This is a genomic window from Paenibacillus sp. J31P190 (genome assembly GCF_059692075.1).
This window is the reverse complement of the sequence record NZ_JCAUAS010000001.1, coordinates 278,336-296,346: the sequence shown is the minus strand read 5'-3', so window position 1 is coordinate 296,346 and position 18,011 is coordinate 278,336. Positions and strand designations below refer to the sequence as shown.

General features: G+C 47.3%; 17 protein-coding genes. 14 read left to right on the top strand and 3 right to left on the bottom strand.

The window, feature by feature from the left end; all coding sequences use genetic code 11:
• Positions 1-289: 289 nt before the first annotated feature.
• A complete protein-coding gene (locus AC58U0_RS01270) occupies positions 290-1,117 on the bottom strand; it encodes a DUF2935 domain-containing protein (RefSeq protein ID WP_497377192.1) in 828 nt (275 codons plus the stop codon).
• A 164-nt stretch (positions 1,118-1,281) separates the two neighbouring features.
• On the opposite strand from AC58U0_RS01270, the gene AC58U0_RS01265 reads away from it, so the two are divergent.
• From AC58U0_RS01265 to AC58U0_RS01200, 14 genes are all read left to right on the top strand, one after another.
• Positions 1,282-2,535 (top strand): DUF445 domain-containing protein, encoded by a 1,254-nt coding sequence (locus AC58U0_RS01265; protein ID WP_497377191.1) that lies wholly within the window; start codon positions 1,282-1,284, stop codon positions 2,533-2,535.
• Between the two features lie 40 nt (positions 2,536-2,575).
• Positions 2,576-3,415, top strand: a complete 840-nt coding sequence (locus AC58U0_RS01260; protein ID WP_057302509.1) for an ABC transporter ATP-binding protein — start codon at positions 2,576-2,578, stop codon at positions 3,413-3,415.
• On the top strand, positions 3,348-4,112 hold the full coding sequence (locus tag AC58U0_RS01255) for an ABC transporter permease (protein WP_060645840.1): 765 nt from the start codon (positions 3,348-3,350) through the stop codon (positions 4,110-4,112). The genes AC58U0_RS01260 and AC58U0_RS01255 overlap by 68 nt, the downstream gene beginning before the upstream one ends.
• Positions 4,113-4,128: 16 nt before the next feature.
• On the top strand, positions 4,129-5,154 hold the full coding sequence (locus AC58U0_RS01250) for an ABC transporter substrate-binding protein (RefSeq protein WP_497377189.1): 1,026 nt from the start codon (positions 4,129-4,131) through the stop codon (positions 5,152-5,154).
• A gap of 324 nt (positions 5,155-5,478) precedes the next feature.
• Positions 5,479-6,438, top strand: coding sequence for an ABC transporter permease (locus AC58U0_RS01245; protein ID WP_307438608.1), 960 nt, complete (start codon positions 5,479-5,481; stop codon positions 6,436-6,438).
• Between the two features lie 84 nt (positions 6,439-6,522).
• Positions 6,523-8,253, top strand: a complete 1,731-nt coding sequence (locus AC58U0_RS01240; protein ID WP_497377187.1) for an extracellular solute-binding protein — start codon at positions 6,523-6,525, stop codon at positions 8,251-8,253.
• A 77-nt stretch (positions 8,254-8,330) separates the two neighbouring features.
• The gene (locus tag AC58U0_RS01235) at positions 8,331-9,242 is read left to right on the top strand and encodes a carbohydrate ABC transporter permease (protein WP_497377185.1); all 912 of its coding nucleotides are present in this window, start codon (positions 8,331-8,333) and stop codon (positions 9,240-9,242) included.
• Positions 9,243-9,265: 23 nt separating this feature from the next.
• Positions 9,266-10,153, top strand: a complete 888-nt coding sequence (locus AC58U0_RS01230) for a CehA/McbA family metallohydrolase domain-containing protein (protein ID WP_497377183.1) — start codon at positions 9,266-9,268, stop codon at positions 10,151-10,153.
• 43 nt (positions 10,154-10,196) lie between these two features.
• Positions 10,197-11,216, top strand: a complete 1,020-nt coding sequence (locus tag AC58U0_RS01225) for a LacI family DNA-binding transcriptional regulator (RefSeq protein ID WP_497377182.1) — start codon at positions 10,197-10,199, stop codon at positions 11,214-11,216.
• Positions 11,217-11,248: 32 nt separating this feature from the next.
• Positions 11,249-12,205 carry a carbohydrate kinase family protein gene (locus AC58U0_RS01220; protein WP_497377181.1) on the top strand — a complete coding sequence of 319 codons (957 nt, stop codon included), beginning with the start codon at positions 11,249-11,251 and terminating at the stop codon, positions 12,203-12,205.
• A 50-nt stretch (positions 12,206-12,255) separates the two neighbouring features.
• On the top strand, positions 12,256-13,155 hold the full coding sequence (locus AC58U0_RS01215) for a metallophosphoesterase family protein (protein WP_497377180.1): 900 nt from the start codon (positions 12,256-12,258) through the stop codon (positions 13,153-13,155).
• Entirely contained in the window at positions 13,152-14,669 is a 1,518-nt protein-coding gene (locus tag AC58U0_RS01210) for a leucyl aminopeptidase family protein (protein ID WP_497377179.1), read from the top strand. Before AC58U0_RS01215 ends, AC58U0_RS01210 begins: the two co-directional genes overlap by 4 nt.
• A 271-nt stretch (positions 14,670-14,940) precedes the next feature.
• Positions 14,941-15,609 (top strand): DUF559 domain-containing protein, encoded by a 669-nt coding sequence (locus AC58U0_RS01205; protein WP_497377178.1) that lies wholly within the window; start codon positions 14,941-14,943, stop codon positions 15,607-15,609.
• Between the two features lie 253 nt (positions 15,610-15,862).
• Entirely contained in the window at positions 15,863-16,075 is a 213-nt protein-coding gene (locus AC58U0_RS01200; protein WP_497377176.1) for a hypothetical protein, read from the top strand.
• Between the two features lie 399 nt (positions 16,076-16,474).
• On the opposite strand, the gene AC58U0_RS01195 is transcribed toward AC58U0_RS01200, so the two are convergent.
• Both AC58U0_RS01195 and AC58U0_RS01190 read right to left on the bottom strand, forming a co-directional pair.
• Complete coding sequence (locus tag AC58U0_RS01195) at positions 16,475-16,927, bottom strand: bactofilin family protein (RefSeq protein WP_497377175.1); 453 nt, start codon at positions 16,925-16,927, stop codon at positions 16,475-16,477.
• Entirely contained in the window at positions 16,927-17,937 is a 1,011-nt protein-coding gene (locus tag AC58U0_RS01190; RefSeq protein ID WP_497377174.1) for a M23 family metallopeptidase, read from the bottom strand. The genes AC58U0_RS01195 and AC58U0_RS01190 overlap by 1 nt, the downstream gene beginning before the upstream one ends.
• Positions 17,938-18,011 lie beyond the last annotated feature (74 nt).

Sequence of the window (18,011 nt, the reverse complement as noted above, 5' to 3'; positions counted from 1 at the left end):
AGGCTGATCTTTTCACGGTTGCAGATAAGATTGTTGTACAGCATACAACATATTTTGGGATTTCAGGTTCCAAATGAAAACTGTTGTACGCTGTACAACAATTTGTTCTAATTTGTTTCAAAAATGCCCGATTTGAAGGGAATTGCTGCACGTTATACAACACTGGAGTGGATATCCTCACCTTCAGGGACAAATTGTTGTATAAGTGCAACTTCGCTTCACTTTCGGTTATAAAGGTTTGATTGGGCTGGGGAGAATTGAGCTGTAAGATCGTTCCCCCTACCAGTCATCATTCAAAAGACGGCTTCGTCAGCGGACAATCCGGCAGCCCCAAAATCTCCCCATTATACTCCGACAACTTGCGGAGGAAATAGCACGATTCGGGTAAATGATGCTCAAGGAACCGTAGTGTCAACCGGCTGAGCAGTTCGGTTTCCTTGTAATCCCGAATGACACCCTCGACGACATGGTAAAAACGGATGACGGTTTCGGCCACCTGCCGCGCGAACTTTTGCTGGATAGGGAAATTAGGCGCTGTGAACCGGAGGAAGCCGCGGATTTCAGTGTTTTTGACGATGTGGGCGCTGAATTGTTGAGCGAATAGCTGTGTGGTTTTGATTAGCTCCATTTCTGTTGGGTCCAAATGATTGGCAAGAAGTACAGCGTGACCGAGCTGATCCTCAAGCCACATTTCCACCAGCGTAACGAGCGGAAGGGGCTCATAAGGGACTCCATTCATCCAATAATGCAGAATGCGTATATACTCTCCGTTTTCCAAAAGGGTCCCATTGAAATAGACGGGAGTTAAGGAGACAACGATTTTATTTTGAATGCGCAGATGCTGCAAATAACCCTCGAATTGATAATATCCTTGAACAACAGGGTAAATATCTTTAGAGAGCTGAATCATCGTTTCCGAAGAGACAGGCAGTGCTGGGTCTGTTTTCAAAATGCGGTTCCGCAGTTCTGTAAAAGCACCGATGTAACGCTTGGCTATCGTGATCCATTGTACCTCTTCATTCGCGAGCGCTTCATCCACAAAGATGGCATGATCCTGTAAAATTTCGACCCAGAATAAATGCTCCTGCCATGGTGTTATTGTCTCATTTAGGCTCATGGAAAATTTCCTCCTATAACTAAACTTTACGCCAGGTACATTCATTTGTTAGTATCAACGAAGTGTATTCAACAAAAAAAGGTTCGAGAACGGTTTTCGTCGCATTTTGTGATAAAATAGAAGGAATGAGTAATTAACTTCGAGCAGAAAGAGATGTTATGACAATGAAAAGAGAAGCAAAGTATATAGCGACGGTTTCCTTAGGAGTTATGGGAGCAGGCTTTCTGGCCACGCTGCCCACACCGGTATCTTCAACCCTATGGGGAACCTTTTTGCAAGGTGGTTTTGAGGCTGGCGTTGTAGGCGGCTTGGCTGACTGGTTTGCGGTTAGCGCCCTGTTCCGTCACCCTCTTGGCATTCCGATTCCGCATACGGCCCTATTGCCGAAGAATCGTGAGAAGATTACGAAAGCGCTTGTCTCGACGGTTGAAAATGAACTGCTTTCCAAAGAAACCATCCGTGTTCGTTTGCAGCAAATTCGTTTCCTGGAACGTGGACTTGAGCTGGCGGAGAGCCATCTGGACAATGCGGCGCTTCACAAAGGTCTCTCGACACTTGCCAAACAAGCTTTAAACGCGATTGATCTGGACAAATTGACGCCGCTTTTAGCGGAGGAAATTCATAAAGCACTCCAAGACGTGGATACGAGTCGACTCGTTAGCACGATTGTAGACAGCATAGTTGATGGCGGTTATGACGGCAAAACCTTTGATTTTGTTATCGATAAAGTGGAAGCATGGGCCGTTAAGGCGGATACGCGCGATCAGCTGGGCGCTATGGCACTCAAAGCGTTCGAGGGTTTGCAATCGAATGGCTTCATGGCATTTGCCGTTAATGCGTTCATCGGCATGGTGAATGAAGAGAAGATCGGAGGCATTATCCAGAACTTCGTTCTTTCCTATATCGAGCAAATGCGAACGAAGAATCATCCGCGCAGGGAAGCGGTTCTTACCTTTATTCGGAATGAGCTGAACAAGCTTGAGCGGAATCCAAAGGTTTTGGCTGAGCTAGAAGGTTTGAAAGCGAAGCTGCCGGGCCTATTTGATCTTGATGAGAAATTATCGGGGCTGTTAGAGCGGTTAAAGGCGAAGGCAGAGGATTTCGTGGATCAGCCCGATTTTGTGCCTCAGCATGTGGTTCCGGTGGTTCGTAAAATGCTGGTTTCGGTGAAAGAAAACGAGGATATGCTGCTTCGCGGCGAGAGCTGGATTCAAGAGCAAATCGCTGCTTATTTGGAGCAAAATCACAGCAAAATCGGTCTACTCGTTAAAGAAAACCTGGATAAGCTGACGAACGAAAAGCTGACTCAGTTGATGGAAGATAAGCTCGGCAATGATTTGCAGTGGATCCGTGTCAACGGTGCGATATGCGGATTCATCATAGGACTTGGCTTGGCAGGGTTAAAAATGCTGTTTTAGGTGAAAAACGACGGGACATGCCCGAGTGGAGGTAGGCATTTTGATCGAGATTAAAGGCGTTAGCAAGACGTTTGTTCAGCGATTAGGCGGCAGCTATCAGGCGCTGGATAATATCACTTTAACGATTGAAAAGGGGGAGTTCGTCTCCCTGCTGGGCCCGTCCGGATGCGGGAAATCGACCGTGCTGAATTTGGTCGCAGGCTTCGATACGCAGAGTGATGGCGTTATTCAGGTGAATGGGAAAAAGGTGACCGGCGCTGGAGCGGACCGAGTCGTCGTGTTCCAGGAACATGGTCTATTCCCATGGTTGACGGTGCTGGACAATGTAGCCTTCGGTCTCAAGCAGAAGGGTATTGGAAAAAAAGAGCGTTACGAGTTGGCGATGGAACAGATCAAAGCTGTGCATCTTAGCCGTTTTACAGATCGTTATCCGCATGAGCTTTCGGGCGGGATGAAGCAGCGGGCCGCAATTGCCCGTGCGCTTGCCATGGACCCAGAGATTTTGCTGATGGACGAGCCGTTCGCCGCTTTGGATGAGCAAACACGCCTTATTTTGCATAAAGAACTGGAAGAAATCTGGATGCGTACGCGCAAAACGATCCTCTTCATTACCCATAACATTCGTGAAGCCGTAATCCTCTCGGATCGTGTATTCGTGATGTCCACGCGCCCCGGGACCATTAAGAAGGAGTTCGCCGTGAAAGCGGCGAGACCTCGGGATAGCGCAGACACTGTTCTCCATCATGTGGAGAATTCGATCATGGACGCGCTGGCAGACGAGCTGGAGAAAGTGGTAAGGGAGGAGACTGGCGATGAGTACAGCATCAAGAAGAACGATTTTTCTGGTACTGCTTCTGATAGCTTGGGAGGCGGGATTTAGAATATTCGGATGGGGATGGAAGTTCCCTTCGCCGACCCAAACCTTGCAAGCCTTCTATGACGGACTGGTGCATGGCGAACTGCTCCAAGCGACATTTGCGAGTATGGCGAGGTTGTTGGTTTCCTTTGCTTTGTCTTTGCTGATTGGTACAACCCTTGGGTTCCTATTCGCACGTTACCGAATGCTGGATGATACACTTGGATTTCTGGTGGTTTCTTTGCAGACCATTCCGAGTATTGCTTGGCTGCCTTTTGCTATTATTTGGTTCGGTCTTAACGAATCTTCGGTTATTTTCATTACGACACTCGGAGCAACTTGGACGATGGCCTTGGCCAGCCGCACCGGTATCAAAAACATCCCGCCTATTTATTTGCGCGCCGCGCAGACGATGGGGACGGGCAATGGGTTTAATCTATTCGTGCAGGTCATGATCCCTGCCGCGTTCCCGCATTTGATCAATGGTGTTCGCACGGCTTGGGCTTTCGCTTGGCGCGCGCTGGTTGCCGGTGAGCTTATTGCCAAAGGCGCTGGGCTAGGCCAGCTATTACAGGACGGAAGAAATCTTGGCGATACATCACTGATGCTGTGTATTGTCATTATTATCGCGGTACTGGGCACGGTTTCTGATCACTTCTGCTTTAAGAAACTCGAAGATAAAGTGCTAGAGCGCTACGGCCTCGCTGGCTCGAAGTCTTGAGTAGGGAGTGGGTCGGATGAGGAAACAGGCATGGGTGCTGATGCTGCTTTTGGTCGCTGTTTTAGTGCTGAGTGCATGCGGGGAGAAGTTGACTTCTTCTGGCAAGGCTCAGGTTGTTAGGGTCGGAGTGTTTAAAAATGTAACGCACGCTGCGGCCTACATCGCGCTAGAAAAAGGTTATTTCGCCCGGGAATGGGGCAATGAAGTTAAGATTGAGGTCACAGCCTTTGATAACGGCTCTGACCTATCAATTGCTATGGCGACAGGGGATATCGATGTCGGATTCGTTGGTCCTGGACCCGCGACAACCTTCTTTTTGAAAAGCAAGAACTATCGGGTCGTCTCCGGTTCAAATAACGGCGGCGCAGTATTAGTTGCGCGTAATGGCTCTGGAATTAATACCGTTAAAGATTTAGTAGATAAAACGATCGCGATTCCGTCAAAAGGAAACACGAACGAAATCTCGCTGCGCATGCTGCTGCAGCAAGAGGGTGTGAGCTTGGGCAGAGGTGCCGAAAGCGCGCACCTCATCGTGCGCTCCCCGTCGGATGCGCTGATCTCCTTCCGCCAGAAGGAGATCGATGCGACGCTCGTCCCCGAGCCATGGGGGACACAGATCGAGAAGGCCGGACTTGGCAAAGTCGTCGTCGATTGGAAAGCGATCCCGCCGAACAACGGCGATTATCCGACGGTCATCATGGTCGCGAGCGACAAGTTCATTGCGCATCATCGGGATATGGTGAAGGGTGCGATCAAGGCGAATAGGGATGGCATCGCGTTCATCCAGAACAGTCCGGAGCAAGCCTATGATCTCATCAACAACCAACTGAAAAAGTATAGCGGTAAAGGGATGGACAAGGGCCTAATCAAAGCCTCGCTGAGCCGTTTGAAACTCACCACTGACGTTGACGTCAAGGTGATGGAGGAGATGGCGAAGGTATCCATCGATGCTCGCTATATTAAGGGCATTAATAAAGAGGAGCTGGACCTTAGTAAATTCGTCGATTTGTCGATGCTCGAAGAAGTAAAGAATGGGAAATAATAAGAAGAGCCTGATTCATCCTAGTGCGGATGAATCAGGCTCTTCTTTTCTTTACGCGCTGCACGAATAAGCGCGTTTTCCGCGCTTTTTTGTTTTTTTTGCTGCATGACGATCCTGTTGTAATTTACAGAAAATTAAGAATATTAAATGAAATTTTGTATTGTCAAATGAAGATTATGGATTTATACTAAAAGCAGAAGTATATGGTAGCGATTTCAGAAAACGCTTACCATACGATTATTCAACAGAATTTTCTTTATTCATGTGCATTATGGAATCGATACCAGAAAAGTTTGCAGAAACCCTTAGGAAGGTGGTCATAACATGGAAACGAATCTACCGCAAGCTAGAGTTGGCGCTGCGGTGAAGAAGAAAAATGCTGATCTGGGGAAAAGAATACTACAGCATAAGCACTTATATCTCATGCTCCTTCCCTGTATTGTATTTTTCGTTATTTTTTCGTATATCCCGATGGGTGGACTCATGCTAGCCTTTAAGAATTACCAGTTTAACAAGGGAATCCTTGGTAGTCCTTGGGTGGGGTTGACGTATTTCAAAGCTTTTTTTAACGACTATCAAAGTGGCAAGTTGATTAAAAACACACTTATTATCAGCAGTATCAAAGTATTTCTGGGGCTGCCTTTTCCAATTCTGCTTGCGCTGATGTTCAATGAGGTCAGAAGCCGAAGATTTCGCGGAATCACACAGAGCATATCCTATTTGCCGCATTTTCTTTCCTGGGTTATCGTCATTGGTCTTATGCAGCGGGTACTTGCTCCCGAGACGGGGCTGCTGAACGAGGCAATTCGATTCTTCGGTGGAGACGGAAGTACATTCTTCATGATGGAGAGCAAGTACTTTTATCCACTCATGTTTGGAAGCCATATTTGGCAAAGCATAGGCTGGGATTCCATCATTTATTTGGCCGCTATTGCCAGTATTAATCCTGAGCTGCATGAAGCCGCTAAGATTGATGGCGCTAATAAATGGCATGAAATCTGGCACGTTACCTTGCCGGGCATACGGTTAACGATTTCGATCCTGTTTATTTTGTCGCTGGGCAGCATTCTGCAGGCGGGATTTGATCAAATTTATCTCATGAGAACACCTGGGAATATGGAGTTAGCCGATATTCTTGACACCTATATCATTCGTGTAGGCCTTCAAAATGGACAATACGGCTATGCGACTGCTGTTGGTTTAATGCAGGGTGTTATTGGACTGATTCTTGTTGTAACGGCTAATCGAGCTTCCAAAAAGTTTTTTGACGAATCAATATGGTAACGTTACCATGATTTCCGCTTTTCAACTGTTGAAGGACGCCTTCGGGTGTTATTCATAAAAATTGAAAGATAAGGGGAGTATTGTATGAGCAAAAAATGGGTCAAATGGGTTACCATGCCTTTGGCAGCAAGTTTGCTGCTTGCCGGTTGTGAAAGTTCCACTCAACCAGCAGGTGGAGGGGACAATGCTAGTTCAACACCGTCAACCACAGCCAGCAGCGGCAAGCCCGCAACTTGGATTGCAGACCGAACCATCAAGGGGCTTCTGTTTATTGACAGCGATGATATAACGAAAGACATCAATCCGGAGATTGCCAAGAAGCTGAAGGAAATGACAGGGATTACGTTGCAAATGGAAGGTGTAAACTCGGAGCATGCGATTGACGGCCTGATTGCAGGGCTTGCTTCCAACGATTTGCCTGACTTCATCGTTTATTATCTCAATAACAGTGGACGCAAAGAAATGCCAGTCATTCTGAAAGCTGCCAAAGAAAACATGTTCACTGACCTGACTCCTCTTATTAAAGGCACCAAGATATACAGCAAATATCTGGATGATAAATATTTGCCGCTTGATACGAAGAACGGCGTTATGTTCCGACCGGAATTTAACGGCTCCAGTTACTTTGTCCATATGAACGTTCAAAGAGAGGGCGGCTACGAAGAGCGCAAGTATGTCGGAGGTCCTTTCATACGCAAAGATATTGCCGAAGCGTTAAAGGTTGATCCTAGAACGATTAAAACAACGGATCAAGTGTATGAATTGGCTCAGAAGATCAAAGACGGCAATTTCAAAGATAAAAACGGCAAAGCGATTATCCCGCTCGGGCCTAGATACTGGGGCAATAGCAATCACGAGAATGGCCCACTGTTCAATGATTTGACCTGGGGAGCGATTGACCAAGGCTTCGAAAAGAACAAAGAAGGTAAAATTGTTCACGAAAGCAAGACGGAATATCCGATGAAGCGTATTGAGTTCGTTCAGAAGCTTTTGAAGGAAAAAATAATGGCTCCAGATTATTACGCGATGCAGGAAAATAAAGCGACGGAAGGAGCTATTAACGGTTCATTTGGTATCATTGGCGATATGCATAGCTATCTGGACTTCAATAAAGATATGAGTTATCTTCCGCTTGGACCTATTAATTCTATAGATGGAAGCTACCGGATGTCGGTTGACTATAAGAGCGGGTACATGGCCTGGTCGATTCCGAAAACAACGAAAAATCCGCAGGATGTCGTCAAATTCGCCGATTTCCTGGCCAGTCGTGAAGGCAAACTGCTCTGGCAGTACGGTCTAGAGGGAAGAGACTTTACGCTGGATGCTAAAGGCAATCCGTTGGTTAAGAAAGAAGTGTTGGAGCTTCGTAACAAAGATCCGAAAGCGGCCAAGGAGCTTGGCTTTGAAGGAGTAGGGAATGGCTGGGGAAGCTATCTCGGCAGTACGGATATCAACAGGCTGGGCGATTTCGGCGAAATGCAGTATGGTGATGCGGTTTCACCGGAAGCCAATGCGACACCGCTGAAAGTTGCCGAGTACTGGGGCTATGATGAGAAAAAGAAAAACGCAATCATCAACGACGGCTATCGTCCGCTTTCATTTATTGATGAGTTTGCGACAGGCAATGAATTAAAAACAGCCTTAACGAACTACAATGAAAGTATCATTCGCGCTTTCTATGCCAAGAGCTTGGATGAAGCGCAAAAAATTCTAGATGCATCGAAAAAGCAATTGCAGGCGGCTGGCTTGGACAAATTCGAAGAACTGCTTCAGAAGAAGGACAGCGATCCTAAAACGAAGGTTATTCTCAAATAATGAATGGATAAGTAGGGAAGCGGGCGCTCCCCCAGATCATGGCGGGAGCGCACTTCTTAGTACGGGGAGAGATTAACGTGGGAAATGAATTTTATAAGCTCTCAGCAGGTGAAAAAATATTCAAGTTCGTTAATTATGCACTTATTATTCTCCTGTGCCTGTCCATCATATTGCCTTTTCTGAATATACTGGCACTTTCCTTTAATGCAGGTAAGGATGCAGAAAGAGGAGGCATCTATTTCTGGCCTCGCGTATGGACGTTAGAAAATTATCGTGAAGTGTTTACATCGGCTAATATCGGCAAAGCATTTGCCATTTCCATATTTCGTACGGCTCTAGGCACCATTGCAGGCGTTTTTTTATCAGCTATGGCTGCCTATACGCTAAAAAGCAAGACGATGCCGGGCGTGCGATTTTTTACACTTATGGTCTTTTTTACGATGTTGTTCTCTGGCGGCATTATTCCTTATTATATGCTGCTCAAAAGTCTGCATTTGACCAATACGATCTGGGTCTATGTCCTTCCAGGACTATACAGTGCGTGGAATTTGATCATCATGCGGACGTTTTTTCAGCAAATTAGCATCAGTCTAGAGGAATCAGCAAAGCTGGATGGCTGCAGCGACTTTGGTATTTTTATGCGGATTATCATGCCGCTCAGCAAGCCTGTGCTGGCAACGATCTCATTGTTTACAGCCGTAACTCATTGGAATGATTGGTTCACAGGTGCATTTTTTGTCCGAACCGCTTCGCTTAGACCTTTATCTACCCTGCTGCAAGAGATGTTGACCAAACAGGATGCGATTCGGGAATCCCTGATGCAGGCTGCCGGTACGACGCAATTTCAAATGCTTGAACGTATGCAGCTTACGGGAGATTCCCTGAAGATGGCGACAATCATCGTGGTTGTGGCACCGATTATCGCTGCCTACCCCTTTATTCAGAAGTATTTTGCTAAGGGTGCGATGATTGGATCGGTCAAAGAATAGACGCCCAAGAGGAGAGGTTGTAAGTGACTACAATAACAAATCCGTATGACAGACAAGGCATCTGGCTGCGAGGCAGCTTTCATAACCACACGACTAACAGTGATGGGCATCATCCGCTTTCAACGGTATACCGCATGTATCACGATTATGACTTTCTTGGCATATCCGATCATGATCTGATTACTGAGCATGAAGGTGAGCACACGATTGGGACTGTATTTGAAGCCATTGAGGTGAGCAGTTCGCAAACGCATATGCTGCTTGTCCACCCTCCGAGATCTCTCATGGACGGCTATTCCAATGAATTTTCGATTGACAATTATCAAAGGCTTTCCGATATATGTGTAGAGAACGGCGGCCTATCTATATTGGCCCATCCGAACCGTTTTTTCTCCCATTATTGGCGGCATGAGGATATGCTCAGCATGCAGCGGTACAACGGCATCGAGGTTGTGAATGGGGATGGAAATCCGGAATACGACATCGCTTTCGATAAATGGGATTACCTTTTGTCCGCAGGACGCAGGGTATGGGGCTTCGGAAATGATGACTCACACGTCTATGGGCAGGAGAAACGAGCCTGGAATATGGTGCTCACAGAAGAAAATACGAATGGAGCAATACTTACCGCGATTCGTGAGGGCAGCTTTTATGTTTCTACAGGCTATGGCTTTGATGGAATTCGGGTAGAAGACGGTCAAATTATTTATGATCTCAGGTCAAGCCCATTATATGATAAAATGTATAAATATGTGACATTGATCGGTAAAGAAGGCCGTATACTTCAGGAGGAAACAGGAAGAATCAAACAGGTGAAGTATACGGTCAAAGGCGATGAAGGTTATATCCGCATCGCTGTCTACTTGGAAGGCGGATTCGGGGCTTTCGCTCAGCCGATATTTGTCGAATAACAGAGAAAATTGTTCATGCTGCTAGTAAGGAAGGATGATAATCATGGCGCCCAAAATTAAAGATGTAGCCAAGAAAGCGGGAGTATCCGTAACCACAGTTTCCAGAGTGTTAAACGGAGAAAAATACGTGAAGGACGATCTGAAGGCCAAAGTGAAACGCGTAATTGACGAGCTTGGTTATGCACCGAGCCACATCGCGAGGAGTTTGGTGCGGAAGAAAACGAACCTGATTGGCGTCATTGTTCCCGATCTGACATCCAGCTTTTATTCCACTATTTTGAGCAGTATCGAGGAAACGGCGAGCATGAATGATTACAACCTACTGGTCTGCAACATTATCGAGGATACGGATAAAGAGCTGAAATATTTGAATGTATTTAAAGAGATGCGTGTAGACGGCATTATTATTATGCATGAGAAATTAAGCGATGATATTCGCAGTTTTATTAATAAATTGGATATCCCAGTCATCTTTTCAAGTGTAAGACCTTTAGATCATAAGTTCGTTTCTGTCATTATCGATGATTACGAGGCGGCTTATGATGCGACCCGTTACTTAATTGAGCTTGGACATGAGCGAATTGCCTTTATTGGCGGGGATATGAGAGATATTACCTCAGGGCAGAACCGTTATGTAGGCTACCGGAATGCCCTCAAAGATAACCGAGTCAAGATTGTGAATGACTATATCCGGTTCGGCGACTATAAGACGCAGAGCGGATACAATCTGATGAAGGAACTGCTTGTCTGTGAGCCTCGTCCTACCGCTTTATTTGCAGTAAGTGATGATATGGCGGTTGGAGCTATGAACTGCATTCATGACCATCAGCTAAAAGTTCCGGACGATATATCCATCATCGGCTTTGATGGAAGCCAACTGACAGAGCTCGTTCGTCCACGCTTGTCCTCCATGGAGCAGCCTATTCAGGACATGGGGAAAATTACGGTGGATACGCTGATTGAATTAATTTCAGATCCTACATTCAGTCCGAGGGAAGATTTGATCTTGGGACATAAACTTGTCGTGCGCGACAGCTGCGGGGCCTATCAAGCTGAGAGATAGGACAGAGAACGGAGCGGGAGAGGAAGTGCGGAATGAACAAATTTGATGCGGTTGTCATCGGCGATGCCAATATTGATTTAGTAGTGGTGGGCTGTAACCAGATTCCTCTGCCTGGACAAGAAATTTTTGTTGAAGATATGTTGATGCATGTAGGCGGAGGTGCGGCTCTATTTACGATCTCATTAGCCAAGCTAGGGCTGCATGTAGCCTTTAACGGCGTTCTTGGAGATGATGGCTACGGTCATTATATCCGGGAACAGTTTGGTCGGTATGGTATTGATACCAGCCTGATCTTGACTAGCCAAACGAGTCGTACAGGGATAACGATAGCGATTAATCCGGAACAGGATCGTTCATTCATTACCTATGCAGGATCAAACGCGGAGATGCAAGTAAGTGAGCTTGATTTAGCTCAAGTAGCATCAGGCAGACATGTCCACGTAACCGGTTATAGAGGACGACGCAACCATGACGAATTCGTTGCTATGGCGAAGAAGTTGAAAGAGATGGGAGTCACACTTTCCTGCGATGTAGGGTGGGATGATACCGGAGAATGGTATTCCGGGGTGTTTGAATTGATGCGTTATGTAGATGTCTTTCTGATGAACGAAACCGAGGCGCACCACTATACGGGCTTCGAACACATAGATGACAGCTTAAGCTATATGTCGGGCTTCTGCAAGCATGTTGTAGTCAAGCTCGGACCCAATGGAGCCGTAGCGATGAAAGACGGTTTGCAAACGTCTTGCCCCGGATTCTCGGTCAAAGCCTTAGATACGACAGGAGCAGGAGATTCGTTTAATGCCGGTTACATCTATGGGTTCTTAACAGGGCTGAACGTCGAGACTTGCCTGTTATATGGCAACGTTTGCGGAGCTATGTCAGTCGAAGCTTATGGCGGCAGCACCGGTACCCCGGATCGGGAAGGGCTGGAAGCTTTTATTAGGCAAAATAAAGAACAGGGATCTGACCATTCTGAGGTGGTATAACGACGACTTGCCGATGAATTGAAACTGCGATTAGAAAGGGGCATGGATGAATGGCGGACGATCTGAGGTTCCGGGAGGACGGGACATTTACTATTGTACAGCTCACGGACTTGCATATAGGAGGCGACAAGGACAATGAAGAGGATTTGAGGACGCTCGCTTTAGTCAGTGCGGTGCTAGCGGCGGAGAAGCCGGATCTCATCGTGTATACGGGCGATCTGATTTCAAGTTATGGCGTATCTGACTCTTCAGCATCCTTTCGCAGAGCTATTGCTCCCGCAGTTGAGTCAGGCGTACCCTGGACGCACGTATTCGGCAATCACGATACGGAGGAGGAAGTGACACGTGAGGAACTGATGGCGATTGCACTGGAGCATAAGACCTGCTACTCGCAAGCAGGACCATTAGAGCTCAGCGGCGTTGGCAATTACATGCATACGATTCAAAGCGTGCAATCCGGGAATCCGGCTGCTGTTCTTTATTTTCTTGATTCCGGCGTGATGGCACCAGAATCAGTGGGTGGTTACGCTTGGATTGCCTCGGATCAAGTGCATTGGTATAAGCAGCAGTCGCTTGCTCTCCGCAAACGGAGCGGGGCTATATTGCCTGGGCTCGCGTTTTTCCATATCCCGCTTCCTGAATACGACGATGTATGGAAACTGGGGAAAGTGAGCGGTACCAAGCATGAAGAGGTATGTTGTCCCAAACTCAACAGCGGGTTATTTGCTGCCATGGTGGAAATGGGCGATGTGATGGGAACCTTTGTCGGACATGATCATGACAATGATTACTGTGGTACGCTGCATGATATTCGGTTATGTTTCGGCAGAGTGACAGGCTGCAGCACCTACGGAGACTTACCTCGGGGTGCTCGCGTTATTCGTCTGCAAGAAGGAAGGCATTCCTTTGAAACATGGCAGCGGCTAGAAGATGGAGGTATCTTAAGATGACGTTTACGGTTGGTGGAGAAAATGATGCCCAGACTCTCATTGTTCCCATCTGCTCGGACGACATCGAAGAGATGGGAGCGACACGCCTTCCTTCATGGCTGCAAGACTATTCACTTCTGCCGCATATGGGAGAACGAGGGGCGCTGACTTGGCTGCATGGCCGTATTGGAGAGCGTGACGCGCTGCTGGTTGGTTGTGGAGAGACCTCGCGTCTGGATACGGAACGAATCCGCGAGGCAGCGGGGAATGCAGGACGTGCGATTCATAAGCACAAGAAAGAGCGAGTAGGCATAAATTTGGGCGAGCTGCTGAAGCGATGTGAACATTCGGTTCCCATTAGAGAAGCGGAAGCAGTAACCGCTTGGGTGGAGGGCTGGAAGCTCGGCACTTATGCGTTTGAGGTGTATCGAACGAAACAGACCGTACATACGGAAGTAAGCTTGCAGTTTCTCACTGAAACAAAAGCAGATGTAGTAAAGGAAGAGGAAGCAAGATTTGAAGTGTTGAACGAAGCGGTACGATGGGGACGCATTTATGCAGAGGGGGCGATTCTAGCCCGCAATCTCGCGAATGAGCCCCCCAACATGCTGCGTCCGAAGACTCTTATCGAGAAGACGATGGAGCATTTTACAAGTACGAAGGTTGAGGCAGTCGTTTATGAAGGGGAGCGTCTGGAGCAGCAAGGTATGGTCGGCTTGATCGCCGTGGGCAAAGGCAGCAAGTATCCTCCAGCGCTTCTGGAGCTGCGCTATTGTACGGATGAGACATTGCCGCTTACGGCCTTAATTGGCAAAGGCATCACTTTTGATACAGGCGGGATTAGTCTGAAGAAGGACTTCGATATCAGCGATATGCGAATGGATATGGCTGGGGCGGCAGCCGTGATAGGCGCTCTTGATATTCTTGCTGCTGGGGACGTACAGGCGAACGTCGTTGTGCTTATTGCTGCTGCAGAAAATATGCCAGACGGTGAGGCATTGCTGCCTGGCGAGCTGCTGCAATACCCGAATGGCGTATCGGTTCAGGTGGGAAATACGGATTCGGAAGGCCGCTTGGTGCTAGCCGACGCCTTGATTCATGCCCAGCGCTTAGGGGCAGTGGAAGCCGTTGATATTGCAACCTTGACCTATTCTTGTGGAGCCGCTCTAGGTTCCAAGTATGCTGGGATATGGGGGGAGGACGCTTTTGTGGCTGAGATCACACAAGCCGGGAAGCAAGTAAGCGAAAAAGTGTGGCAGCTCCCGCTTGTCGATGAATATGAGGCTTACCTGCACAGTGATTATGCGGATATCTGCAACATCAGCAGGGTCGGAGAAGCAGGGGCTACGACGGCAGCTTTATTTTTGCGTAAGTTCGTCCAGCCATCGCTGCGTTGGGCCCATATCGATATGGCGTCCTTAAAGGATGTATCATCTGCTCAAGGCTGGCATTCGGCAGGCGCGACCGGTTACGGGGCCCGTTTACTCGCGCAGTTTGTGCGCAATCGGGTGTCCAATGAAAACGTGATTTCCTAAGGGGATAGCCGTTTGCTTTAGTGCCGTTATATCCTCACGTTTTTGATTAATATTCGCAGGTAAGCAACAAGGAAATTCCCAGCATCAGAAAGCTCTCCTTCCTTGGCAGCCTGCTCCGCTCATAAATTAGGAATAATTAACCAATATTCGGACTGGTTAACCGAACGAATTCGCATTATAATAATCTCAACGAGACGAAGAACGTCCCGCTCCATTCCTCAACAGATGGAGCTGGGGCGTTCTTTTTTTCATTTGTGAGGGGAGGTTGAAGATGACGTTTGAGAAGTCACATGCTTATTTTATTCAGAACCATTTACAGAGGCGAACGGGAGAAAGAAGAGGCCGCTTGGAGCGGGGACACCGGGAAGCCGAGAGATTATTTTGCAGGAACATATGGTGGCCTCTCCTAGGAAATTTCGACGATTTACATCCGGAATTCGAAGTACTCGATTGGCGCGGTCTATCTTATTTCTGCGATTTCGCCTGGCTGGCGCAAGCTGTAAAACTGATCATCGAAATCAAAGGTTTCGGTTCGCATGTTCGGGATATGGACAGACAAAAATACTGCAACGAACTGAACCGGGAAACATTTCTATCTGCTATGGGATTCCAGATCATATCTTTTGCCTATGATGACGTCGCTCATCGTCCAGAGCTATGCATCACGTTATTGCGGATGCTGCTTAGTCGCTATCAGTCGCAATCATCTCCCGCAAGCTCGAGCAGCGTGTCGGAGAGGGAAATCGTTCGTCTCGCCTGCAGACTCGCTCGTCCGCTGCGGCCTATTGATGTAGTGACTCATTTAGGCATCAATCACCGAACTGCCGTTCGAACGCTGCAGTCGCTCTGTACGAAAGGATGGTTTTCCGCTGTTACAGGGGCAGCAGGCAAAAACATCGTGCGATACGAACTTCAACGAAGCGCAGTTCAGCTTTTGTAGAATAAATGCAAGTATACATCCTTTTTACTCATATTTAGCTTGGTAAATATAATCCCTGCAAAAATACACTTTTCCGCGGCTGCTTCTCAAGTTCAGGCAGAAATTCTGCAATAATACAGTATATTTGCAGGAATTCCTTCGCAATACTCGAACTCGATTGAAAAGACTGCACTTATGCAGGCTTTGTTAGCTGCGTCAATTTCCCTGACGAAGATAATTACTTAGAGGACAAAAAAAGACTGCCTCGAGTAGCGTGTCGGAGAGGGAAATCGTTCGTCTCGCCTGCAGACTCGCTCGTCCGCTGCGGCCTATTGATGTAGTGACTCATTTAGGCATCAATCATCGAACTGCCGTTCGAGCGCTGCAGTCGCTCTGTACGAAAGGATGGTTTTCCGCGGTTACAGGGGCAGCAGGCAAAAACATCGTGCGATACGAACTTCAACGAAGCGCAGTTCAGCTTTTGTAGAATAAATGCAAGTATACATCCTTTTTACTCATATTTAGCTTGGTAAATATAATCCCTGCAAAAATACACTTTTCCGCGGCTGCTTCTCAAGTTCAGGCAGAAATTCTACAATAATACTGTATATTTGCAGGAATTTCTTCCAAACAGTCTGACTCGGTTGAAAAGACTGCACTTATGCAGGCTTTGTTAGCTGCCTTGAATTCGCTCTAATTAGGAATTCAATTAGGAGGTTCGAGGCTTCGCGGAGTCAAAGAGCTCCACAGACTCCACTTTTACCGTTTTCACGAGCGAGAGAAGGTCTGGTGCCATTGCATTGCACAGAACAAAATAGAGACTGCCCACAACCTGGCCAAAAAGGCCAGCTGATAGGCAATCTCTATTTTTGCTTACTTCCAATGCTTAGTTCCCGCCAGAAGCAGCCTGCTGCTCGCTCTTCTGCTGTTTATGTGCTTTGGCATCAATGACTTTGCCGCTTCCGCTGCCTTTATCATTCACAGCTGCGAGGTTCATCGCACTGCTTCCTTGAAAAATGCCGCCCTCCTGAATAATGAAGGAACGGACATCGATATTGCCAACCAGCACGCCGGAGCTGGTCACAATGAGCTTGCCTTTGGTGTGAATATTACCTTTCACTTTGCCGGCAACGATGACATCGCGTGCCTGGATGTTGGACTGCACAACAGCGTTCTCACCAATGGTGATGTCGCCTGCGCACTCAATGTCGCCGTTCATCTGTCCTTCGATGCGAAGGCTGGCTTCGGACATGATTTTACCCTCACAAATGGTACTGCCCCCGATCAATGTATCGGTTGTTTTAGCATCAATTCGCTTCGACTTAGAGCTTCCAAGCATTAGGGTTCATCCTTTCTATTGGTAATGAGATAAGGGGAGGGGTCAATCTGGACGCCGTTCTTATGAACTTCATAATGCAGATGGGAGCCCGTGCTTCGTCCTGTGGAGCCGAGTAGGCCGATCTTTTGACCTTTCGTTACTGATTCTCCGCGTTTGACGAGCATTTTATTCAGATGCATGTACTCCGTTTGTATCCCTCGGGAATGATCGAGAATAATATGATTACCATGTTCGTTATCAAAGCTGGCTTCTACGACTTTACCTGCAGCAGTGGCATATACGGGGTCATTCATCTCACCATCGAGGTCGAGCCCGGCATGCATGGTCGGTTTAAGCGTAAAAGGATCTCTTCTTATGCCGAAACCTGATGTAATGAGGTGGGTCGTTGTTGGCCAAAGTGTCGGTGTGATGTTGCGCAGACGCTCGGCTTCTTCCAGCCTGGCTTCGGATTCGTTCAAATTCAAAAGCAGCGCGTTAATATCCCCAACTAACGAAGTAAGTCCTTGTTTGGTGCTGCTGACCAAAGAAGATACTTCTTGCGAAGTAACAGGAATCTCGCTGCCACCGACGTCAGAGCGTACGCCGCTCTGAGTCTCTGTACTCTCCATAGAAATCTTTTTGCTTGTCCGGTTTGTTCCTTCTGTCTGGCTCATTAACTGAAGGACATGATCAAGTTTCTTAATTTCTTCTAACTTCACCTTAAATTCATTCGCTTGCTGGGATAAGTCAATCAAATTGGTTTGAAGCTGTTCCAGTTCGCTATTTTTAAGTGTAATTTGATTAACCAGTTGGCGTTCTTGTCCATCGAACGTTTGCTGCATGCTGGTTCTCGTTTGATGGGAGTAAATATTCATTAAGTAAATCGTGACAAAAAATCCAATCAACACGAGCAGGATCAAGCTAGGCACAATATACAAACTGCTGTGCGGAAGCTTGAATCTTACGGTTCGGCGGTTGGCGCCCGGAATAATCATTAAGGTGAGTTCTTTTTTACCCCAGATGAATTTCAACCGATCCTCTTCCTTTCCGTAACAATGTCCCCCTCCTTGATTCGATTGTATTCGTCAATGGGATGAGTCATGCC